The 15,745-nt window shown below is 64.4% G+C and carries 18 protein-coding genes; 7 read left to right on the top strand and 11 right to left on the bottom strand.

From position 1 onward, the window contains the following. Window position 1 precedes the first annotated feature (1 nt). The 5 genes from ASD83_RS10045 (at window position 2) to ASD83_RS10025 (ending at window position 4,209) form a co-directional block, all read left to right on the top strand. On the top strand, window positions 2-1,036 hold the full coding sequence (locus ASD83_RS10045; protein WP_056310480.1) for a sulfate/molybdate ABC transporter ATP-binding protein: 1,035 nt from the start codon (window positions 2-4) through the stop codon (window positions 1,034-1,036). 18 nt (window positions 1,037-1,054) lie between these two features. Then, a complete protein-coding gene (locus ASD83_RS10040; RefSeq protein WP_056310479.1) occupies window positions 1,055-1,483 on the top strand; it encodes an RrF2 family transcriptional regulator in 429 nt (142 codons plus the stop codon). A 197-nt stretch (window positions 1,484-1,680) separates the two neighbouring features. Next, the gene (exbB, locus tag ASD83_RS10035) at window positions 1,681-2,601 is read left to right on the top strand and encodes a tonB-system energizer ExbB (RefSeq protein ID WP_200946492.1); all 921 of its coding nucleotides are present in this window, start codon (window positions 1,681-1,683) and stop codon (window positions 2,599-2,601) included. A 4-nt stretch (window positions 2,602-2,605) separates the two neighbouring features. After that, the gene (gene exbD, locus ASD83_RS10030; protein ID WP_056310477.1) at window positions 2,606-3,070 is read left to right on the top strand and encodes a TonB system transport protein ExbD; all 465 of its coding nucleotides are present in this window, start codon (window positions 2,606-2,608) and stop codon (window positions 3,068-3,070) included. Next, entirely contained in the window at window positions 3,067-4,209 is a 1,143-nt protein-coding gene (locus tag ASD83_RS10025; protein WP_056310475.1) for an energy transducer TonB, read from the top strand. Before exbD ends, ASD83_RS10025 begins: the two co-directional genes overlap by 4 nt. Here the strand turns inward: ASD83_RS10025 and ASD83_RS10020 are convergent. From ASD83_RS10020 to ASD83_RS09970, 11 genes are all read right to left on the bottom strand, one after another. Further along, on the bottom strand, window positions 4,197-4,922 hold the full coding sequence (locus ASD83_RS10020) for an ATP-binding cassette domain-containing protein (RefSeq protein ID WP_056310474.1): 726 nt from the start codon (window positions 4,920-4,922) through the stop codon (window positions 4,197-4,199). The genes ASD83_RS10025 and ASD83_RS10020 overlap by 13 nt on opposite strands. After that, window positions 4,901-5,698 carry an ABC transporter permease gene (locus tag ASD83_RS10015; protein ID WP_244489137.1) on the bottom strand — a complete coding sequence of 266 codons (798 nt, stop codon included), beginning with the start codon at window positions 5,696-5,698 and terminating at the stop codon, window positions 4,901-4,903. The genes ASD83_RS10020 and ASD83_RS10015 overlap by 22 nt, the downstream gene beginning before the upstream one ends. After that, window positions 5,677-6,657: an ABC transporter substrate-binding protein gene (locus tag ASD83_RS10010; protein ID WP_056310472.1), complete on the bottom strand. Its 981-nt coding sequence runs from the start codon at window positions 6,655-6,657 to the stop codon at window positions 5,677-5,679. Before ASD83_RS10010 ends, ASD83_RS10015 begins: the two co-directional genes overlap by 22 nt. 14 nt (window positions 6,658-6,671) lie before the next feature. Continuing rightward, window positions 6,672-7,967, bottom strand: coding sequence for a PQQ-dependent sugar dehydrogenase (locus ASD83_RS10005; protein ID WP_056310470.1), 1,296 nt, complete (start codon window positions 7,965-7,967; stop codon window positions 6,672-6,674). 125 nt (window positions 7,968-8,092) lie between these two features. After that, window positions 8,093-9,052: an ABC transporter substrate-binding protein gene (locus tag ASD83_RS10000; protein ID WP_056310467.1), complete on the bottom strand. Its 960-nt coding sequence runs from the start codon at window positions 9,050-9,052 to the stop codon at window positions 8,093-8,095. 20 nt (window positions 9,053-9,072) lie between these two features. Beyond that, window positions 9,073-10,044, bottom strand: coding sequence for an ABC transporter substrate-binding protein (locus ASD83_RS09995; RefSeq protein ID WP_056310465.1), 972 nt, complete (start codon window positions 10,042-10,044; stop codon window positions 9,073-9,075). Between the two features lie 43 nt (window positions 10,045-10,087). Beyond that, window positions 10,088-11,005, bottom strand: a complete 918-nt coding sequence (locus ASD83_RS09990) for a sucrase ferredoxin (RefSeq protein ID WP_056310463.1) — start codon at window positions 11,003-11,005, stop codon at window positions 10,088-10,090. Then, on the bottom strand, window positions 11,005-11,985 hold the full coding sequence (locus ASD83_RS09985; protein ID WP_056310462.1) for an ABC transporter substrate-binding protein: 981 nt from the start codon (window positions 11,983-11,985) through the stop codon (window positions 11,005-11,007). The genes ASD83_RS09990 and ASD83_RS09985 overlap by 1 nt, the downstream gene beginning before the upstream one ends. A 14-nt stretch (window positions 11,986-11,999) precedes the next feature. Next, complete coding sequence (locus ASD83_RS09980; protein ID WP_056310459.1) at window positions 12,000-13,061, bottom strand: FecCD family ABC transporter permease; 1,062 nt, start codon at window positions 13,059-13,061, stop codon at window positions 12,000-12,002. After that, complete coding sequence (locus ASD83_RS09975) at window positions 13,061-14,083, bottom strand: FecCD family ABC transporter permease (protein ID WP_056310457.1); 1,023 nt, start codon at window positions 14,081-14,083, stop codon at window positions 13,061-13,063. Before ASD83_RS09975 ends, ASD83_RS09980 begins: the two co-directional genes overlap by 1 nt. Beyond that, a complete protein-coding gene (locus tag ASD83_RS09970) occupies window positions 14,080-14,919 on the bottom strand; it encodes an ABC transporter ATP-binding protein (protein WP_244489136.1) in 840 nt (279 codons plus the stop codon). Before ASD83_RS09970 ends, ASD83_RS09975 begins: the two co-directional genes overlap by 4 nt. Window positions 14,920-15,087: 168 nt before the next feature. Between ASD83_RS09970 and ASD83_RS09965 the strand changes: the two genes are divergently transcribed. Continuing rightward, window positions 15,088-15,408, top strand: a complete 321-nt coding sequence (locus ASD83_RS09965; protein ID WP_056310453.1) for a hypothetical protein — start codon at window positions 15,088-15,090, stop codon at window positions 15,406-15,408. A gap of 79 nt (window positions 15,409-15,487) precedes the next feature. Further along, window positions 15,488-15,739 carry a GlsB/YeaQ/YmgE family stress response membrane protein gene (locus tag ASD83_RS09960; RefSeq protein ID WP_056310451.1) on the top strand — a complete coding sequence of 84 codons (252 nt, stop codon included), beginning with the start codon at window positions 15,488-15,490 and terminating at the stop codon, window positions 15,737-15,739. The last annotated feature ends 6 nt before the right edge of the window (window positions 15,740-15,745 follow it).

The following is a 15,745-nucleotide window of genomic DNA, read 5'->3' as shown; positions in this document are numbered from 1 at the left end:
GATGGAAGTACGCGTTCAAAACGTCCGCAAGGAATTCGACCGGTTTCCGGCGCTGCACGATGTGTCGCTCGATATCGCTTCGGGCGAACTCATTGCGCTGCTCGGACCCTCGGGCTCGGGCAAGACCACCTTGCTGCGTCTCATTGCTGGATTGGAACGGCCGACGGCGGGCAGGATTTTCTTCGGCGATGAGGACGCTTCGGAAAAGAGCGTGCAGGAGCGCAATATCGGCTTCGTGTTCCAGCACTATGCGCTGTTCCGGCACATGACCATCCTTGAGAATGTTGCTTTCGGGCTCGAAGTGCGGCCGCGGTCCAGCCGACCGCCCAAGGCGGAAATCCGGCGCCGGGCGCGCGAACTACTCGATCTCGTGCAGCTTTCGGGTCTTGAAAAGCGCTATCCGAGCCAACTCTCCGGCGGCCAGCGGCAGCGCGTGGCGCTTGCCCGTGCGCTTGCTATCGAGCCGCGGGTGCTGCTGCTCGACGAGCCATTTGGAGCGCTCGATGCGCAGGTGCGGCGCGAATTGCGCAAATGGCTGCGCGAAATCCATGATCGCACCGGGCACACGACTGTATTCGTGACGCATGACCAGGAAGAGGCGCTGGAACTGGCCGACCGGCTTTGCGTGATGAGCCAGGGCAAGATCGAACAGGTGGGCACGCCGGATACGGTCTACGACCAGCCGCAATCGCCGTTCGTTTTTGGATTCATCGGCGAATCCAGCACTTTGCCGGTCAATATCGAGCGCGGGGATATCTGGCTGGGTGACCGGCCTGTTGGTATTTCCGCGCCCGAAGCTGCGGGGGCGGCGCGTCTGTTCTTCCGGCCTCATGATATTGAACTGGTCGAGGGCGACGCGGCTTTGTCCGGTGTGGTCGCCAGTAGCCGCCGCGTGGGCGGGACGCGCCGGGTTGAGCTCGATATCGGTGGGGCGGGGCATCGGGTGGAGATCGATCTGCCGTTCGATCATCCGGCGGGCGAGCGGAGCCGGATCAGCTTCCGCCCGAAACGCTGGAAACTATTTCCGCCTGCTTGAGATCGCGAGGAGCGCGCGGTGATTTCCCAGAAGGCCCGCTACGCGCTTCGTGCCCTGCTTGCGCTTGCGCGGGTGGGGGCGGGCAAGACGCTGATGACCAGCGAGATTGCGGCCGAACAGAAGATACCGAAGAAGTTTCTGGAGCAGATCCTGCTCCAGCTTAAGGCCAATGGCCTGGTGCGCAGCCATCGCGGGCGCACGGGCGGATATGAGCTTATCCGCCCAGCGGAGAACGTGATGTTCGGCGAGGTGCTGCGCCTGATCGACGGGCCGATCGCGCTGCTGCCGTGTCTCTCCAAGGTGGCCTATCGGCGCTGCGAGGATTGCCGCTCGGAAGATAGCTGCGAGTTGCGGCATGTGTTTTCGCGCGTTGCGTTGGCCTCGCGCGAGGTGCTCGACAATACGAGCCTTGCCGCGGCTTTGACGGCGCCCGAACTGCTTGCTTGACTCAGGGCGTTCGTGGTGGCGTCAATTCCACATGCGATGTGGCATCGCGCGCCGCTGTTTTCTTGACAAGAAATGTCATCTTTAATAGTTGAACGGCATTGAGCTTCTGCATATGCCTTTGCCCGATGGGCGGCCGACCGGGTTAGATGACCCTCGGGCCGGTTGACAGCAGGCGCTGTGTCAAAGGTAGTGTCCGGATGGCTGATTTTCTCAACCGCAACAGAAGCGCGCTTCGTGCCGTCGCTGGCTTGATCCTGTTTGCCAGCTTGGCGTTTCCGCTCGCGGCGCAGGATGTCGCGCCGGCGCCGGCCATTGAAACCACTGCACCTGCGCCGGGCATTCCGGCTGTGGCCGAACCGGCTGCCGTTGCTGGCTCTGATCTTCCCATGGTGGAGACGGGCCTTGCGGGCCACGATCTTTCGCCCTGGGGCATGTTCATGGCGGCCGATTATGTCGTGAAAAGCGTCATGGTCGGGCTTCTTACAGCCTCGATCGTCACGCTGATCATCTGGGTGGCCAAGAGCTTGCAGCTTTCTGGGGCACGCCGCCGCGCCTACAAGGCGCTGCGCGAGGTGTTGAAGGCAGAGAGTCTCGATAGCGTCGCCGCGGTCATGGCCAATCGCCCTGGGCTTGGGGCCATGCTGGTCAAGGCGGCCGCCGAAGAGGTGGAAATGTCGAGCGATCTGATCGGGCGGGTCGATCCCACCGGCATCAAGGAGCGCGTGTCCTCGCGCCTCAACCGCATCGAAGTGGCGGCGGGGCGCAAGATTTCGCAGAGCCTCGGCATTCTGGCTTCGGTGGGTTCGGTGGGGCCGTTCGTTGGTCTCTTCGGCACCGTCTGGGGTATCATGAATGCCTTTGTGGGCATTGCCGAAACGCAGACAACCAACCTCGCCGTGGTGGCGCCGGGCATTGCCGAGGCGTTGCTGGCGACGGCTTTTGGGCTTGTGGCCGCTATTCCGGCGGTGGTGATCTATAATGCGTTTGCCCGGTCGGTCACCGGCTATCGCCAGGTGCTGGCGGATGTTTCGGCCGGCATCGAGCGGCTCGTCAGCCGCGATCTCGATCGTTCGGCGCTCGCCATTGCGCGGGGCCCGACCGCGCTCGCGGCGGAGTAGGAGCATGGCCGGTCGGATCAAGGAAGGCGGGGGCGACGAGCTCGATGTCAATCACGAGATCAACGTGACGCCCTTCATCGACGTCATGCTGGTTTTGCTGATCATCTTCATGGTGGCGGCGCCGTTGGCGACGGTCGATGTGAATGTCGATTTGCCGGTTTCCAACGCGACGCCGGCACCGCGGCCGGAAGAGCCGCTGTTCGTGACGCTCAAGGAAGACCTGAGCCTTGCCATCGGCAATGATACGGTGGCGCGTGACGCCATTGCCGCTTCGCTCGACCGGGTGACCGAGGGCGATCGCGAGACGCGCGTATTCCTCCGGGCCGATGCGGCGGTGGCTTATGGCGACCTGATGGAGGCGATGAACCTCTTGCGTTCATCGGGCTATGTGCGGATTGCGCTGGTGGGGCTGGAATCGGCCAATGCCGTGGCCGTGCCGAGCGGCCAGGACGCTCAGGCCGCAGAATGACCAGAACAGGCGACAGTTTTGTCGCGGAAGATTTTTTGCGCGCCAGGAAGGGCGACGTTGCGCTTTGGACGACGGCGAGCCTGCTGGTTATTGCGGGGCTCGCTGGTGGCTATTGGGCCTATCAGACCTTTGCGCCGGTGGAGGAGATTGCAGGTCCGCCCGCCGGGGCGATGGTAATCGAATTCGCCGAGTTTGCGGTGTCGCCGGCGACCGAGGAACTCGATGTGCCCGAGGGCGAGCTTTCCGCTGCGTCCGAGGCAACGGCCGCGAGCGAGGCGGAGCCTGACCCGGAAGCTGAGCCGGTTGAAGAGCCGGAGCCGGTCGTTGAACCGCCTCCCGAGGTTGAACCTGAAGAGGCCACGGAACCGCAAGAGGTGGTTGAGCCTGAAGAGGTGGCGGAGGCCGAAGAGGTCGCCGGGCCGGAGCCGGAGGAGGTTGTCGAGACGGCCGAGGCGAAGTTGGAGCCTGTGGCCGAGCCCGAGCCTGCGCCGGAAGTGGTGCCGGAACCTGTCGAGCCAATTATCGACGTGCCGGAGGTAGAGGTGCCGGAACCGGCGGTCGTCGTTCAGTCGCGCGTTGCTGCGGTTTTGCCGCAGGAGTTGGAACCGGAACCTGTGCCGGACGAGCCGGTTGTCGAGCCTCTCGATCCGAACCTGCCGGTGCCGGTGGCCATGCCGCAGCGGATCGCCGATGTGCGAGCCGCGACGCCAGCGACCAAGTTTACCCCGCCGCCGCGCCGTGCACCGCCGCCCCAACAGGCGGCGAGCCAGGCTGCGGCGCCGAAACCAGCCGCCCAGCAGGCCGAACAGGCCGCAGCGCCGCAGCAGACGGCAGCGGCGGAGCCGAGCAATTCGCAGGTCAATCGCTGGGAATCGAGTGTTTTCCGTCACCTGGGGCAGCGGCGCAAATTTCCGCCCGATGCCCGGGCGCGCGGGGAAAAGGGCGAGGTCGTGGTGCAATTCAGCATCGACGCTTCGGGCAGGGTTTTGTCGGTGAACGTGGCGCGATCGAGCGGCTTTGCATCGCTCGATCAGGCGGCGCGCGACCTCGTCATGGCCAGTTCGCCTGTTCCCCCGCCGCCCGAGGGCCTGCCGCGGTCGCGGCTGACCATTTCCATGCCGATCGACTATTCGCGATAGGCAGCGGCTTCGATCTGACTGGAATAGTCGTCGAGAATGGCCCGGTCGCGCCGTTCGCGCGGTTGAGGCAGGGCAATGTCTGCAGAAATGTGGGCCGGCGTGCCGGATAGGATAAGCACCCGGTCGGCTAGCCGCGCGGCGTCTTCGGCCATGTGGGACACGAGCACCATGGTTGGCCGCTCGGCATCGGCTATCGACGCGATCAGGGCGTACATTTCCTCGACAAGCGTACGGTCGAGCGACACGAAGGGTTCATCCAACAGCAGCAGGCCGGCATTGAGGGCCAAAGCGCGGGCGAGGGCGGCGCGGCGCTGCATGCCGCCTGAGAGTTGGTGGGGATAGAGCGCCGCGTGATTGGAGAGGCCGGTCGTGCCTAGGGCAGCCATAGCCTTTTCAGTGCTGACACCTGTGCCGGCGGTTCGGACATTGTCTGATGTTGTCAGCCAAGGCAGCAAGCGCGGGTCCTGAAAGAGGAAGCCGGGGGGCGGGGCATCGGCGGCGGGTCGGCCGTCGATGGTCACGTGGCCGGAGAAATCGCGATCTATGCCGGCGATGATGCGCAGGAGCGTTGATTTGCCGATGCCGGACGGGCCGAGAATGGCGGTGACGCTGCCCGGTGCGATTTCGGCTCTGAAACCGGCAAGGGTCGGGAGCGCGCTGCCAGCATAGCGCTTTTCGTCGATCGAAATGATCAGGCTTGGGCCGGTCGCCATTGCAGCACCCTCCTCTCGATGGGGCGCAGTACGCCGTATTCAATGACGAGGACGATGCTAATGAAGGCGGCGGTGTAGGCGAGAATGGCTGTGATGTCGAAGAACTGGAAGAAGAGGCTGACGCGATAGCCGACGCCGCCATCGCTGCCTAAAACTTCGAAGACGAGGACGATTTTCCAGATCAGCGACAGGCCGGTCCGCGCGGCGGCGAGGACGAAGGGCATGAGTTGGGGCAGGAAGACGAGGCGGAGCCGTTTCGCGGTCGGCCAGCGCATGGCCTGGGCGAGTTCGTCGAATTCGGGGGCGAAGCTGCGCACGCCTTCGCGGATGGTGGTGGCGACCAGCGGCACCTTGTTGATGACGACGGCGAGGATCAGCGCGGTTTCGGTCAGGCCGAGCCAGATATAGAGCAGAATGGCGACGACGATTGCTGGCAGGTTGAGACCGACGAGAAGCCAGCTGGAGAACAGACGGTCGAGCCAGTTTTTGCGGCCGAGGAGAATGCCGAGGGCGGTGCCGATCAGCATGGCGAGAATGAAGGCGAGGCTGGCGCGCCAGAGGGTTTTGCCGAGATCGGCGAGGAGCTTTCCTTCGCTCGCGAGGCGTAGCATTTCCTCTCCCACGGCCACGGGCGAGGGAAAAAGCCTATGGGCCAACACCATGGCGAGGACCTGCCAGACCAGCAGCAGGATCGGGAAAGACAGCAGTTCGAGCAGCGGCAGGGCGTGCTTGCGCCCTGCGCGTGGTGGTTCGCCTATTTGCGGTAGCCCGGCCAAAATGTCCCCGGCGACAGTTCTTGACCCTTGCCGACCACTTCGCTGCCGCCATAGCGGGCGAGGAGGGCGAAGGTCTGTTCGGCGGCGTTGGTGTCATTGGCATCGTAGGAGGAGACGATGCCGGCCCGGTAGTCCTGACGCAGTTGTTCGAAAAGCGCGGGATCGTCCTCGGCGCCCATCAGGCCTTTGAGGTTTTGCCAGGCCGCGTCGTCGGTGAGGAGCACCTCTTTGGCGGCGAAGGAGGTATCGAGGAAGCGGACAACGGCGTCGTGCTTGGCTTCGGCCGTTGCTTCCGTAAAGGTCCAGCCGAGCAGCGGTGGCGGTTCGGCGATGCCGAGATCGGCCAGCATGGTTTTTACTGAGAGCAGTTCGTGCATTCCGGCGGCCTTGGCGCGCGCGTTCCACTGCCAGAAATTGAGGCCGGCATCGACGCCGCCATTGCCGAGCAGTTCGTTGACGAGGGGCGGGGCGCCGAAACGGGCTTCTGCGACCTGGGAGAGGGTTTTGCCGGTCTTGCTGGCGAAATAGGCCTGGAGAATGATCCAGCTTTTGTCGGCGGGGCCGCCGGCAACGCCCACGGTCTTGCCTTCGAGGCCAGCCACATCGGCGATGGCGCTATCGGCGGGGACCATGAGGCCACCGACCGTCAGCGAATGCGGGACCATGGTCACGAGGTTGCCGTCATTGCGCTGGGCGGCAACCCAGACGAAGTCGGAGAGGATCACGTCTACGGCGCCCGCTTGCAGGGCGATCTGCCCGGCGCGGCTATCGGCCAGGGGACGGACCTCGAGATTGAGGCCATGGGCGGTGTCGAGGCCGAGAGATTTGATGGTCTCGATTTCCCACTGCACGGTGCCGCTTTCCTGGACGCCGATGGTCAGCGTCAGGGGTTCCTGGGCATGGGCGATGGAGGCGGCGGCGAGGGCGAGGAGCCCTGCGCCGAGCGTTTTGGTGAGCATGGTCAAGTCCAGTCTCAGGCGCCCGTCACGCGCCAGATCACGTCGCCAACGTCGTCAGCCATCAAGAGGGCCTTGTCGGCGGCGACGGCGACGCCCACGGGGCGGCCAAAGGAGTATTTTTCGTCGGCGGAGAGGAAATCCGTGAGGATGTCGCGCGGCAGGCCGGTGGGTTTGCCGTTTTCGAAGGCAACGAAGGTGAGCTTGTAGCCGCTTAGCTTGCTGCGGTTCCATGAGCCGTGCTGGCCAATGGCCATGCCGGCGGGGAAGCCGGGCAGGGTGCCTTCGGGGACCCAGGAGAGGCCGAGCGAGGCGGTGTGGCCGCCGAGGGCGAAGTCGGGGTGATCCTGGCCGGAGGCCGGATGCGCGGCGCTCTGGGGCACGCGATCATCTACGACGCCCCAATAGGAATAGGGCCAGCCGTAAAAGCCGCCATCGCGAACCGAGGTCAGGTAGTCGGGCGGGGTTTCGTCGCCGAGGCCGTCGCGCTCGTTGACGACGGTCCAGAGCACATCGGTGCTCGGCTCCCAGGCCATGCCCACGGCATTGCGGAGGCCGGCGCCATAGATGCGCGACGTGCCGGTGGCGATGTCATATTCGTGGATGCAGGCGCGGTTTTCTTCGGCCGCCATGCCGGCATCGCCGATATTGGTCAGCGAACCGACGGCGACATAGATTTTCGTGCCGTCCTTGCTGGCGATCAAGTTGCGCGTCCAGTGGCCGCCGGGGACGAGATCCATCAGCTTCTGGCCGGGCGCGGTGATCTTGGTGGCCGCGGGATCATAGGGGTAGGCCAGCAGGGCATCGCTGGCGCCGACATAGAGTGTCGAGCCGATGAGCACCATACCATAAGGCTGGCGGACATTTTCGATATAGGCGTGGCGGATTTCGGCGACGCCATCGCCATCGGCGTCGCGCAGCAGGGTCACGCGGTTGGGGCTGGTGCCCGAGGCGCGGGCGCGCTGCATGGTGACCGACATGGCGTGGTCAAAGAGCGAGTTGGGTTTGCCCGATTCACCCATGGATTCGGCAACGAGAACGTCGCCATTGGGCAGGACATAGACCTGGCGCGGATGGTCGAGGCCGGCGGCGAAGGCATTGACCTTGAGGCCTGCGGCGGCGGTTGGCTTGTGATTGCCTTCCCAGCCCTTGGCCGTCGGCATTTTTAGCGTCGGAATGCTGCCCTGCGCCTTGGGCGCGGGAATATCGGGCTTGGAGCCGTAGACCGGGGACTTGTTTTCGCCGCCATGGCGGAGCGCCACAGCCATGGCGCCGACGGCGGCAACGATCTCAGCGAAAATGGAATTGCTCATCGCGGCATCTCGAATGACATGTATGGAACGGAAGCGGACCCTTCTTATCACGCTGTCAGTTCTGCGAAAGCCGGAATTCCAGTCTTGAAGCGATGATCCCCGCTTTGGCGGGGATCCCAGCAATATCAGCGCGGCATGGGCACGAAATCGCGGCCCGAGATCTGCGAGATGATCATGTAGCTCAAGACGCCGAGGCCATAATAGGACGAGGCCGAGGCTTCTTCGCGCGGGATAATGATGAACTGGTTTTGACGGCAGGCGTGGAGATAGTCGCAGAAGTTGGGCAGCACTTCTTCGAGGAATTTCTTCGCGTCGGCCGGGGTTTCGAGCGTGTCGGTGCGATAGGTGGCAAAGACGAAATCGGCATCGAGTTCGGGGAAGGCTTCGCCGCTCAGGCGTTCGGGGTCGCCGCCACTGATGGCGTTGACGCGATCGGGGAAGGTGAAGCCGGCATCGCGCAGCACTTTGCCGAGCGCGCCATAGGTGTGCCAGACGGCGACCTGGCCGTTGACGCCCTGGATGACGTTGACCGAGATGTTCTGCGTGTCGATCAGGCGCTTGATCTGCTCGACCTGGCCCTGATAGCGCGCCTTGAGGATGTTGAGGCGGTCTTCGGTGCCCGTCAGTTCGGCCAGGATATCGTGCATGGCGAGATCGCCGCGCTGGCTGTCATCAAGAACAACCGTGGGAGCGACGGTGGCGAGTTGCTCGACCGGCGCGGTCTGCCATGGGGTGGTCAGGATCAGGTCCGGTTCGAGAGCGGCTACGGCTTCCACATCGGCGGGAAGATTGCCGACGAACGCGATGTCGGAATTGTCAAAGTCGATGCCGGTCAATACGCCGCTGGACCGGATGAAGGGCTGACCTTCGGCCGTGGTGCGGCCGTGGCTGCCGACGGGCGTCACGCCCAATTCGAGCAAGGGCACGGTGATGGCAAGGTCCTGCAGCGAGACGATGCGCAGCGGCTTGGTGGGAATTTCCACTGTGCGGCCGGAGTCGTCGGTAAAACTGAGGGTCTCTTGGGCGAGGCTGGAGGTGAGGCCGGCGGCAATCAGAATGCCAGCAGCGATGAATTGCTTGAACATGATGCGGTTTCCGGTTTCGGTTATTCCGCCAGCGCGTCTAGATCGCGGCCGGAAATGGCGGCGAGGACGGCGGAAGCCATCATGCCGGCGGCGGTGTAGGAGCGGGCGACTGCGTCTTCGCGCGGCACGAGCACGAAGCGTTCGCCGGCGCAGGCGGTTAGGAACTGGCAGAAGCTGGGGGTGACCGTTTCGATATCGGCGATGGCGTCCTGCGGGCTCTGGCCGCGCGAGGGGTCATAGGTGAGGAACATGAAATCGGCGTCGAAGGCGGGGAGTTCCTCGCCGGAAAAGAAGGTGCGCTCGGTGCCTTCGAGGCCATCGATGATGGCGGGGAAGGTGAAGCCGGCATCGCGCAGGACTTTGCCGATGACGCCATAGGTGTGCCAGGCAGCAATCTGGCCTTCCTGGGTCAGGATGATCGAGGCGGAGATGTTGCGACCGCCGAGGACGGCCTTCAGCTGATCAATTTGGGCTTGGTAGCGCGACTTGAGAATGGCCAGCTTGTCCTGGGTGTTGGTCAGTTCGGCGATGTCCTCGAAGGTCGCCAGTTCGCCGCGCACATTGTCTTCGACGAAGACGGTTGGGGCAATGACTTCGAGCTGTTCTATCGGTGCTTCCTGGAAGCTCGAGGTGATGATGAGGTCCGGTTCAAGGGCGGCGATCGCTTCGATATCGGCGGGGGAGGCGCCGACATTGACGATGTCAGAGTTTTCAAAGGTCACGCCGGTCAGCGTTGCCGCGCCGCGCATGAAGGGGCCGGCCTCGCCGTTGCGGCCGAAGGCCCCTACCGGGATGATGCCGAGTTCGACCAGCGGCACGGTGAGGGAGCTATCGTGGAGGGTGACGATACGCTTTGGCGCGACGGGCACTTCGACGGTGCGGCCGGCATCGTCGGTGTAGGCGCGGGTTTCCTGCGCAAAGACCGGGGCCGCAAGCAGCAGGGCAATGCCGGCGGCTGCGATCAGTGCGGCGTGGCGGGGGAGGATAGTCATTGGTGGTCTCCGGGATCGCTTCGGGTGGGCCCGTATTCGACGGTCAGTGCGCTGCTGTTTTGGGGTGGGCGATGACCTCGTCGACGCACCAGCGCAGGGTCATCTCGCCGCCGCCTTCGGCGACGACGCCGCAATTGCCCTGGACCATGAAATCCTGGGCATGCATGCGAATGGAGAGGCGGGCGCCGTGTAGCTCGGCTTCGAGCGTCAGCAGGTCGCCCTCGTGGGCGTCTTCGGGGATGGCGCCGTCGAGCGAGACAGCTGATGTGCCCAGCCCGTTTTCGACGGCCCATTTAAGGGCGGCGAGTTCGGCCACCTGAGCGGGTTCGGCCTCGTCGGAGCGGCCCTTATAGGCGGGGAGATAGACCTCGTTCTTGCCGATGGCGTCGAGGAAAGCTTCGGCGTGTTCGGCGGTCATGCGGCCATAGCGCTGGCGTTGCGGCATAACGACCAGGGAGGCGGCGAAGCGGCAGCCGCCGATATGGGTGGCCTGGACGATGTTGAACTCTTCCGGGTCCGCGATCTTCACCAGCGCCTTATAGGTCGAAAAGCCATGGCGGGCGCAACAGGCGTCGCGCCGGCTGTCGGTGCAGCAGATGATGGTGGGGCGCGTGTCGGGTGTGCCGGCGAAGAGCTTGCCGTCGACATAGTCGCGAATGGCTGTGATCAGCTCGGCCTCGTCGGAAAAGTCGGCATAGACGTTTTCCGGCAGGGCGTGGAGCGTCGGCAGCCTGCCTTCGGCCTCGACCTTATCGACCAGCGCCACATGGAGTTTTGCGTGGGCGGCCTCGTGCAGAGCCTCTGAAAGTGCGGGCGACATGTCGATCGATTCCCAGCGTGGCGTGCGCCATTTGCCGCGGGGCCAGGCGAGCATGAGGACGCGCTTGGGCGCGTCGCCGGTGCCGGCCAGGGGCTCGCCGCGTTCGAGGCAGAGGTCGGTGCAGAAGACGTGCTTACCCATTACTTGGCTTCTTTAAAGGGGATGAAGGGACGGCCGGCAATGTGGGTTTCGACGAGATCGAGCGCCAGATCGAGGCCGGCCATGGTGCTGCCGAAGGTGGGGCCGGGCAGGAGGACCATCTGGTCCTTCTGACAGGCGGTCAGGGCCTGGCACCAGCCGGGGGCGAACTTTTCATAGGCGGCGCGGATGGCTTCAGGCGTGGCGTCGGGCTGCTGGCGATAGAAGCCGAAGATGAAATCGGCATCGAGCTCCTGGATCAGCTCGGCGCTCCAGGGCGCCTGGGGATCTTCGAGCGCGGCGACGGCGGCGGGCTGGGCGAAACCGAGATCGGAGAGCACCTGCGCGATGGCGCCGAGATTGGAGCGATAGACCCAGAGTTCCTCGCCGGCCGGGAACATGAAGGTCGTGGTCACGGAGATGGCCGAGGTGTCCCCGATATAGGATTTGGTGCGTTCGACATTGCCGAGATAGCGCTGGTAGCGGGCTTCGAAATTGCCGGCCTGTCCGCTGACATCGGCGAGCGTGCGCAGGGTTTCGATGAGCCCGAGCGTGCCATTGTCGATCACCAGGGTCGGCGCGATGGCTTGCAGCTGATCGACGACGGCCGGGTCGGTGTAAGTGCCGCCGATGATGAGATCGGGCTGCAGCGCGGCGATGGCTTCGAGGTCGAGGGCATTGAACTGGCCGACATATTCGATGTCGGTGTTCGAATAGTCGATCCCGAGCGTATCCATGCCGCCGCGGAGGAAGGTCTTGCCATCCGCATCGACGCGGCCCGCGCTGCCGACCAGGGCGGCGCCGAGCTCATAAAGCGGCAGCGCGACGATCTGGTCATTGAGTGCGACGATGCGCTGGGGGGCGACGGGAATGTCGAAGGTGCCATTGGCCGCGGTGACGGAGCGGGTTTCCTGCGCGAGGGCGGGGGCGATGAGGCTCAGGGCCAGGGCTGCGAGGGTGGAGCGGAAGAGAAAACGCGACATGAAATCCTCCAGGGTCAATGCGAAGCGGCGGACCGGCTGCGCACCATGAGCACGATGAAAAGTGGTACGCCGATGAGCGCGGTGAGCAGGCCGGCGGGAATTTGAATGGGGGCAAAGGCGGCGCGGCCGATAAGGTCGGCCAGCGAGACCAGCACGGCGCCCACCATGGCGGTGATGACAAGATGGAGTCCGATGCCGGCGGGGGCGATACGGCGTGCGGCATGCGGCGCGATGAGGCCGACAAAACCCAGCGGGCCGACGACGGAGGTCGCTATGGCGGCGAGGGCGACGGCGATGGCGAGTTGGAGGTTGCGGATCAGACGGGTGCGGACGCCGAGGCTGATGGCCGATGCTTCGCCCATGCGGGTGGCCGAGGCACTGCGGCTGATGGCAAGGAGCGCGGGCAGCAGCACGGCGCTCCAGATGCCCAGCGTCCAGACATCGCTCCAGCTTGCTGCATTGATCGAGCCGGCGAGCCAGGACAGGGCGGCCATGGCGCGGTCGATATCGCCATAGGTCATCAGGGCGGAGGTGATCGACGAAATGAAGGTCGAAAGACCGATGCCCATGAGAATGAAGCGAATGGCGCTGCCGCCCTGGCGGGTGTGGGACAGGCCCTGGATGGCGAGAGCAACGAGAATGGCGCCGGCAAAGGCGGCCCAGGGACGCAGGGCGCCGGAGACGTCGGGGAAGACCACGGTGAGCGAGACGACAGCGAGCGCGGCGCCCTGGCTGACGCCGACGAGCGAGGGATCGGCTAGGCCGTTGCGGGTGGTGTTCTGGAGGGCGGCACCGGAGAGGGCCATCATGGCGCCGACAAGTGCTGCGGCGAGGGTGCGGGGGAAACGGAATTCCCAAACGACATTGTCGATGGCGCGGCTGATGCTGAGGCCGCGCAGGGTGTCGATGACCTCGTTGAGGCCGATGCCATAGGTGCCGGTGGCGAGGCTGACGCAACAGGTGACGAGCAGGACTAGCGTGAGGAGGGCCAGAGCGACGAGTGCGCGGATGGGCAAGCGCAGGGCGATGCGTTCGGACCTGCTGCGAAGCACCCAGTGACTTGCGGGAGCGGACATCAGCGGGTCCTCCGACGGACGAGCTGGACGAAGAGCGGCGCGCCGATCATGGCGGTGATGATGCCGGTGGAAATTTCGCGCGGCGGGATGGCGATGCGGGCGATGGTATCGACGCCGAGGAGATAGATGGCGCCGGCCAGCGCCGCATAGGGCACGATCCAGCGATAATCGGAGCCGACATAGAGCCGGACGATATGGGGAATGACGAGGCCGATGAAGCCGAGCGGGCCGGCAAGGGCCACCGAGCAGGCGGTCAGGACGACGACCACAGCGAGCAGCTGTATCTTCAATGCGCCGGTTTTTACGCCGAGGCCCTGGGCCACTTCATCGCCCATGGCGAGGACGGTGACGCGGGGGGCGAGTAGCACGCCGCCGATGAGGGCCAGCGCGATCGGCGGGCCGACATAGAGCAAGAGGGTAATGTCGCGTCCAGCAAGGCCGCCGGTCAGCCAGACGCGCAAATTCTCAAAAGTGTCCTGATCAAGCAGGTGCACGACGGAAATGACGGCGCTGAGAAAGGCCGAGATGGCAGCGCCGGAGAGGGTGAGGCTGAGCGGGGTTGCGCCGCCGGGCACGAGGCGGGCAATGAGGTAGACGATGAGCGCAGCGCCGAGCGCACCGAGCATGGCGATCCAGGGGATGAAGACCATGCTGGAAAGGCCCAGAACGCTGGTGGCGATCACCACGGCGAAGGCGGCGCCGGACGTGAGGCCCAGAAGGGCTGGATCGGCCAGCGGGTTTCGCGTGACGCCCTGCATGAGCGCGCCGGCGAGCGAGAGGCTGGCGCCCACAAGCACCGCAAGGACGGCGCGGGGCAGGCGCAGGTTGCGGACGATGACATGGTCGAAAACGGTTTGATCGAAGTTGAACAGCGCCTCGATGACGGTGCCGAGGGAGAGTTGCTTGGCGCCCACGGCAATGTGCAGCAGGAAGGCGAGAAGTAGAACGCCGAGCAGCACGGGAACACCGCTCCAGGCGCGGACGGGATGCGTGCCGGCATGGGGGGCGGCAATGGCGCTCATTGGGCGGTCACTGGCGCGGCCCGGCGCATGCGGGTGCCCGAGGGAACGCAGACCATGCGGCCGCTATCGGGATCGCGCAGCACTTTTGCGTCGAGGCCGAAGACTTCTTTCAACCGGCCGGCCGTGAAAATCTCGTCCGGGGTGCCGGTCGCGACGATGTGGCCCTCTTTCATCATCACCAGATAGTCGGCATAGGCGGCGGCGAGGCTGAGTTCGTGGAGGACGATGACCAGGGTGCGGCCGCGCTGATGGGCGAGGCCGGCGAGGAGGTCCATCAGATCGACCTGCACCTTGAGGTCGAGGAAGGTGGTGGGTTCATCAAGGAGGATGAGATCGGTTTCCTGGGCCAAGACCATGGCGACCCAGCAGCGCTGGCGCTGGCCGCCCGAGAGCGTATCGACGCTGCGGTCGGCAAAATCAGTAATGCCGGCAATGTCCATGGCGCCGTTGACCGCGTCTTCGTCGGTGCGGCTCCATTGGCGCAAGAGGGTCTGGTGGGGAAAGCGGCCCTGGGCCACGAGTTCGCGCACGGTCAGCCCTTCGGGGGCAATCGGGCCTTGCGGCAAGAGGCCGAGCCGGGCGGCGACGCTTTTGGTGTCGAGGCGGTGGATATCCTTGCCGTCGAGCAGCACGCTGCCCCTGGTTGGGGTCAAGATGCGCGCCATGGCCTTGAGCAGCGTGGATTTTCCGCAGCCATTGGGGCCGATGAGGATGGTGATCTCGCCGGTGGGAATCGCGAGATCGACATTGTCGAGCACGGTGCTGCCGCCATAGCCGACACTCAACCCGATGCCTTCCAATCGCAGCGTCCGCTGCGTCGTTGCACTGCCTGACACGGGCTTTCCTTATATGACTTAGATTGTCTGGTTTTGCGTGTAGCAAAGCTGGGACGGGCATTCAAGCCGCGGCCATACGAGTTGGTACGGATGCATTCGATGGAACTGCTACACGTGGGGTTTACCTCTATTTGTTAGGGTCTTCGCGTATGGGGCGAGGAGGGTTCCATGATGCAGCCACTTGGTATGCTGGCTATTGTCGGTGCATTGGCGCTTGCAGGATGCAGTTCCGGAGAAGCGCCGCTGATTGCCGGGGGGCCGACGCCCACGCAGGCAATCGACGCCATGCTCGGCAATACCCGTATTCTCGAAAGTCAGAGCGTCGTGATCGTTAGAGACCGCGTGAAGCTCGACGCGACCGATTGTGCCAAGCACCCCAATAGCGTCGTGACCTGCCGGGTGCGGCTTTACTCGATCGGACGCGGCTGGTCGGCGCCCAGCATGGGCCGCTTTACCGAAACCGGCGGCCAATGGAGCTTCGATTTTTAGATACGCAACCGTTTTGCCCCAGCCGCGTTTAGCAAGGCGGCTCGGGTCGGGCCGTCATTGCAATTGTGGGGTTCACAAAATGGGCGAAGCAGGTGTCGGCTGGATTGCAGCCATCATTATCGGCGGTCTGGCAGGTTGGATTGCATCCAACATCATGAAGACCAATACCGGGATTTTTCTCAACGTAGTGCTCGGCATCGTCGGCGCGGCGATAGCAAGTTTCCTCTTCGGGATCCTCGGCATCTCGTTCGGCGGCTGGCTCGGTTATCTGATCGCGGGCCTTCTGGGCGCCTGTATCCTCATTGCCCTGGTCCGCGCCGTCAGGCGATAGCGACGA

Source organism: Devosia sp. Root685 (assembly GCF_001427875.1).
Classification (GTDB): Bacteria; Pseudomonadota; Alphaproteobacteria; order Rhizobiales; family Devosiaceae; genus Devosia.
This window is presented reverse-complemented; position numbering and strand designations above follow the sequence as displayed.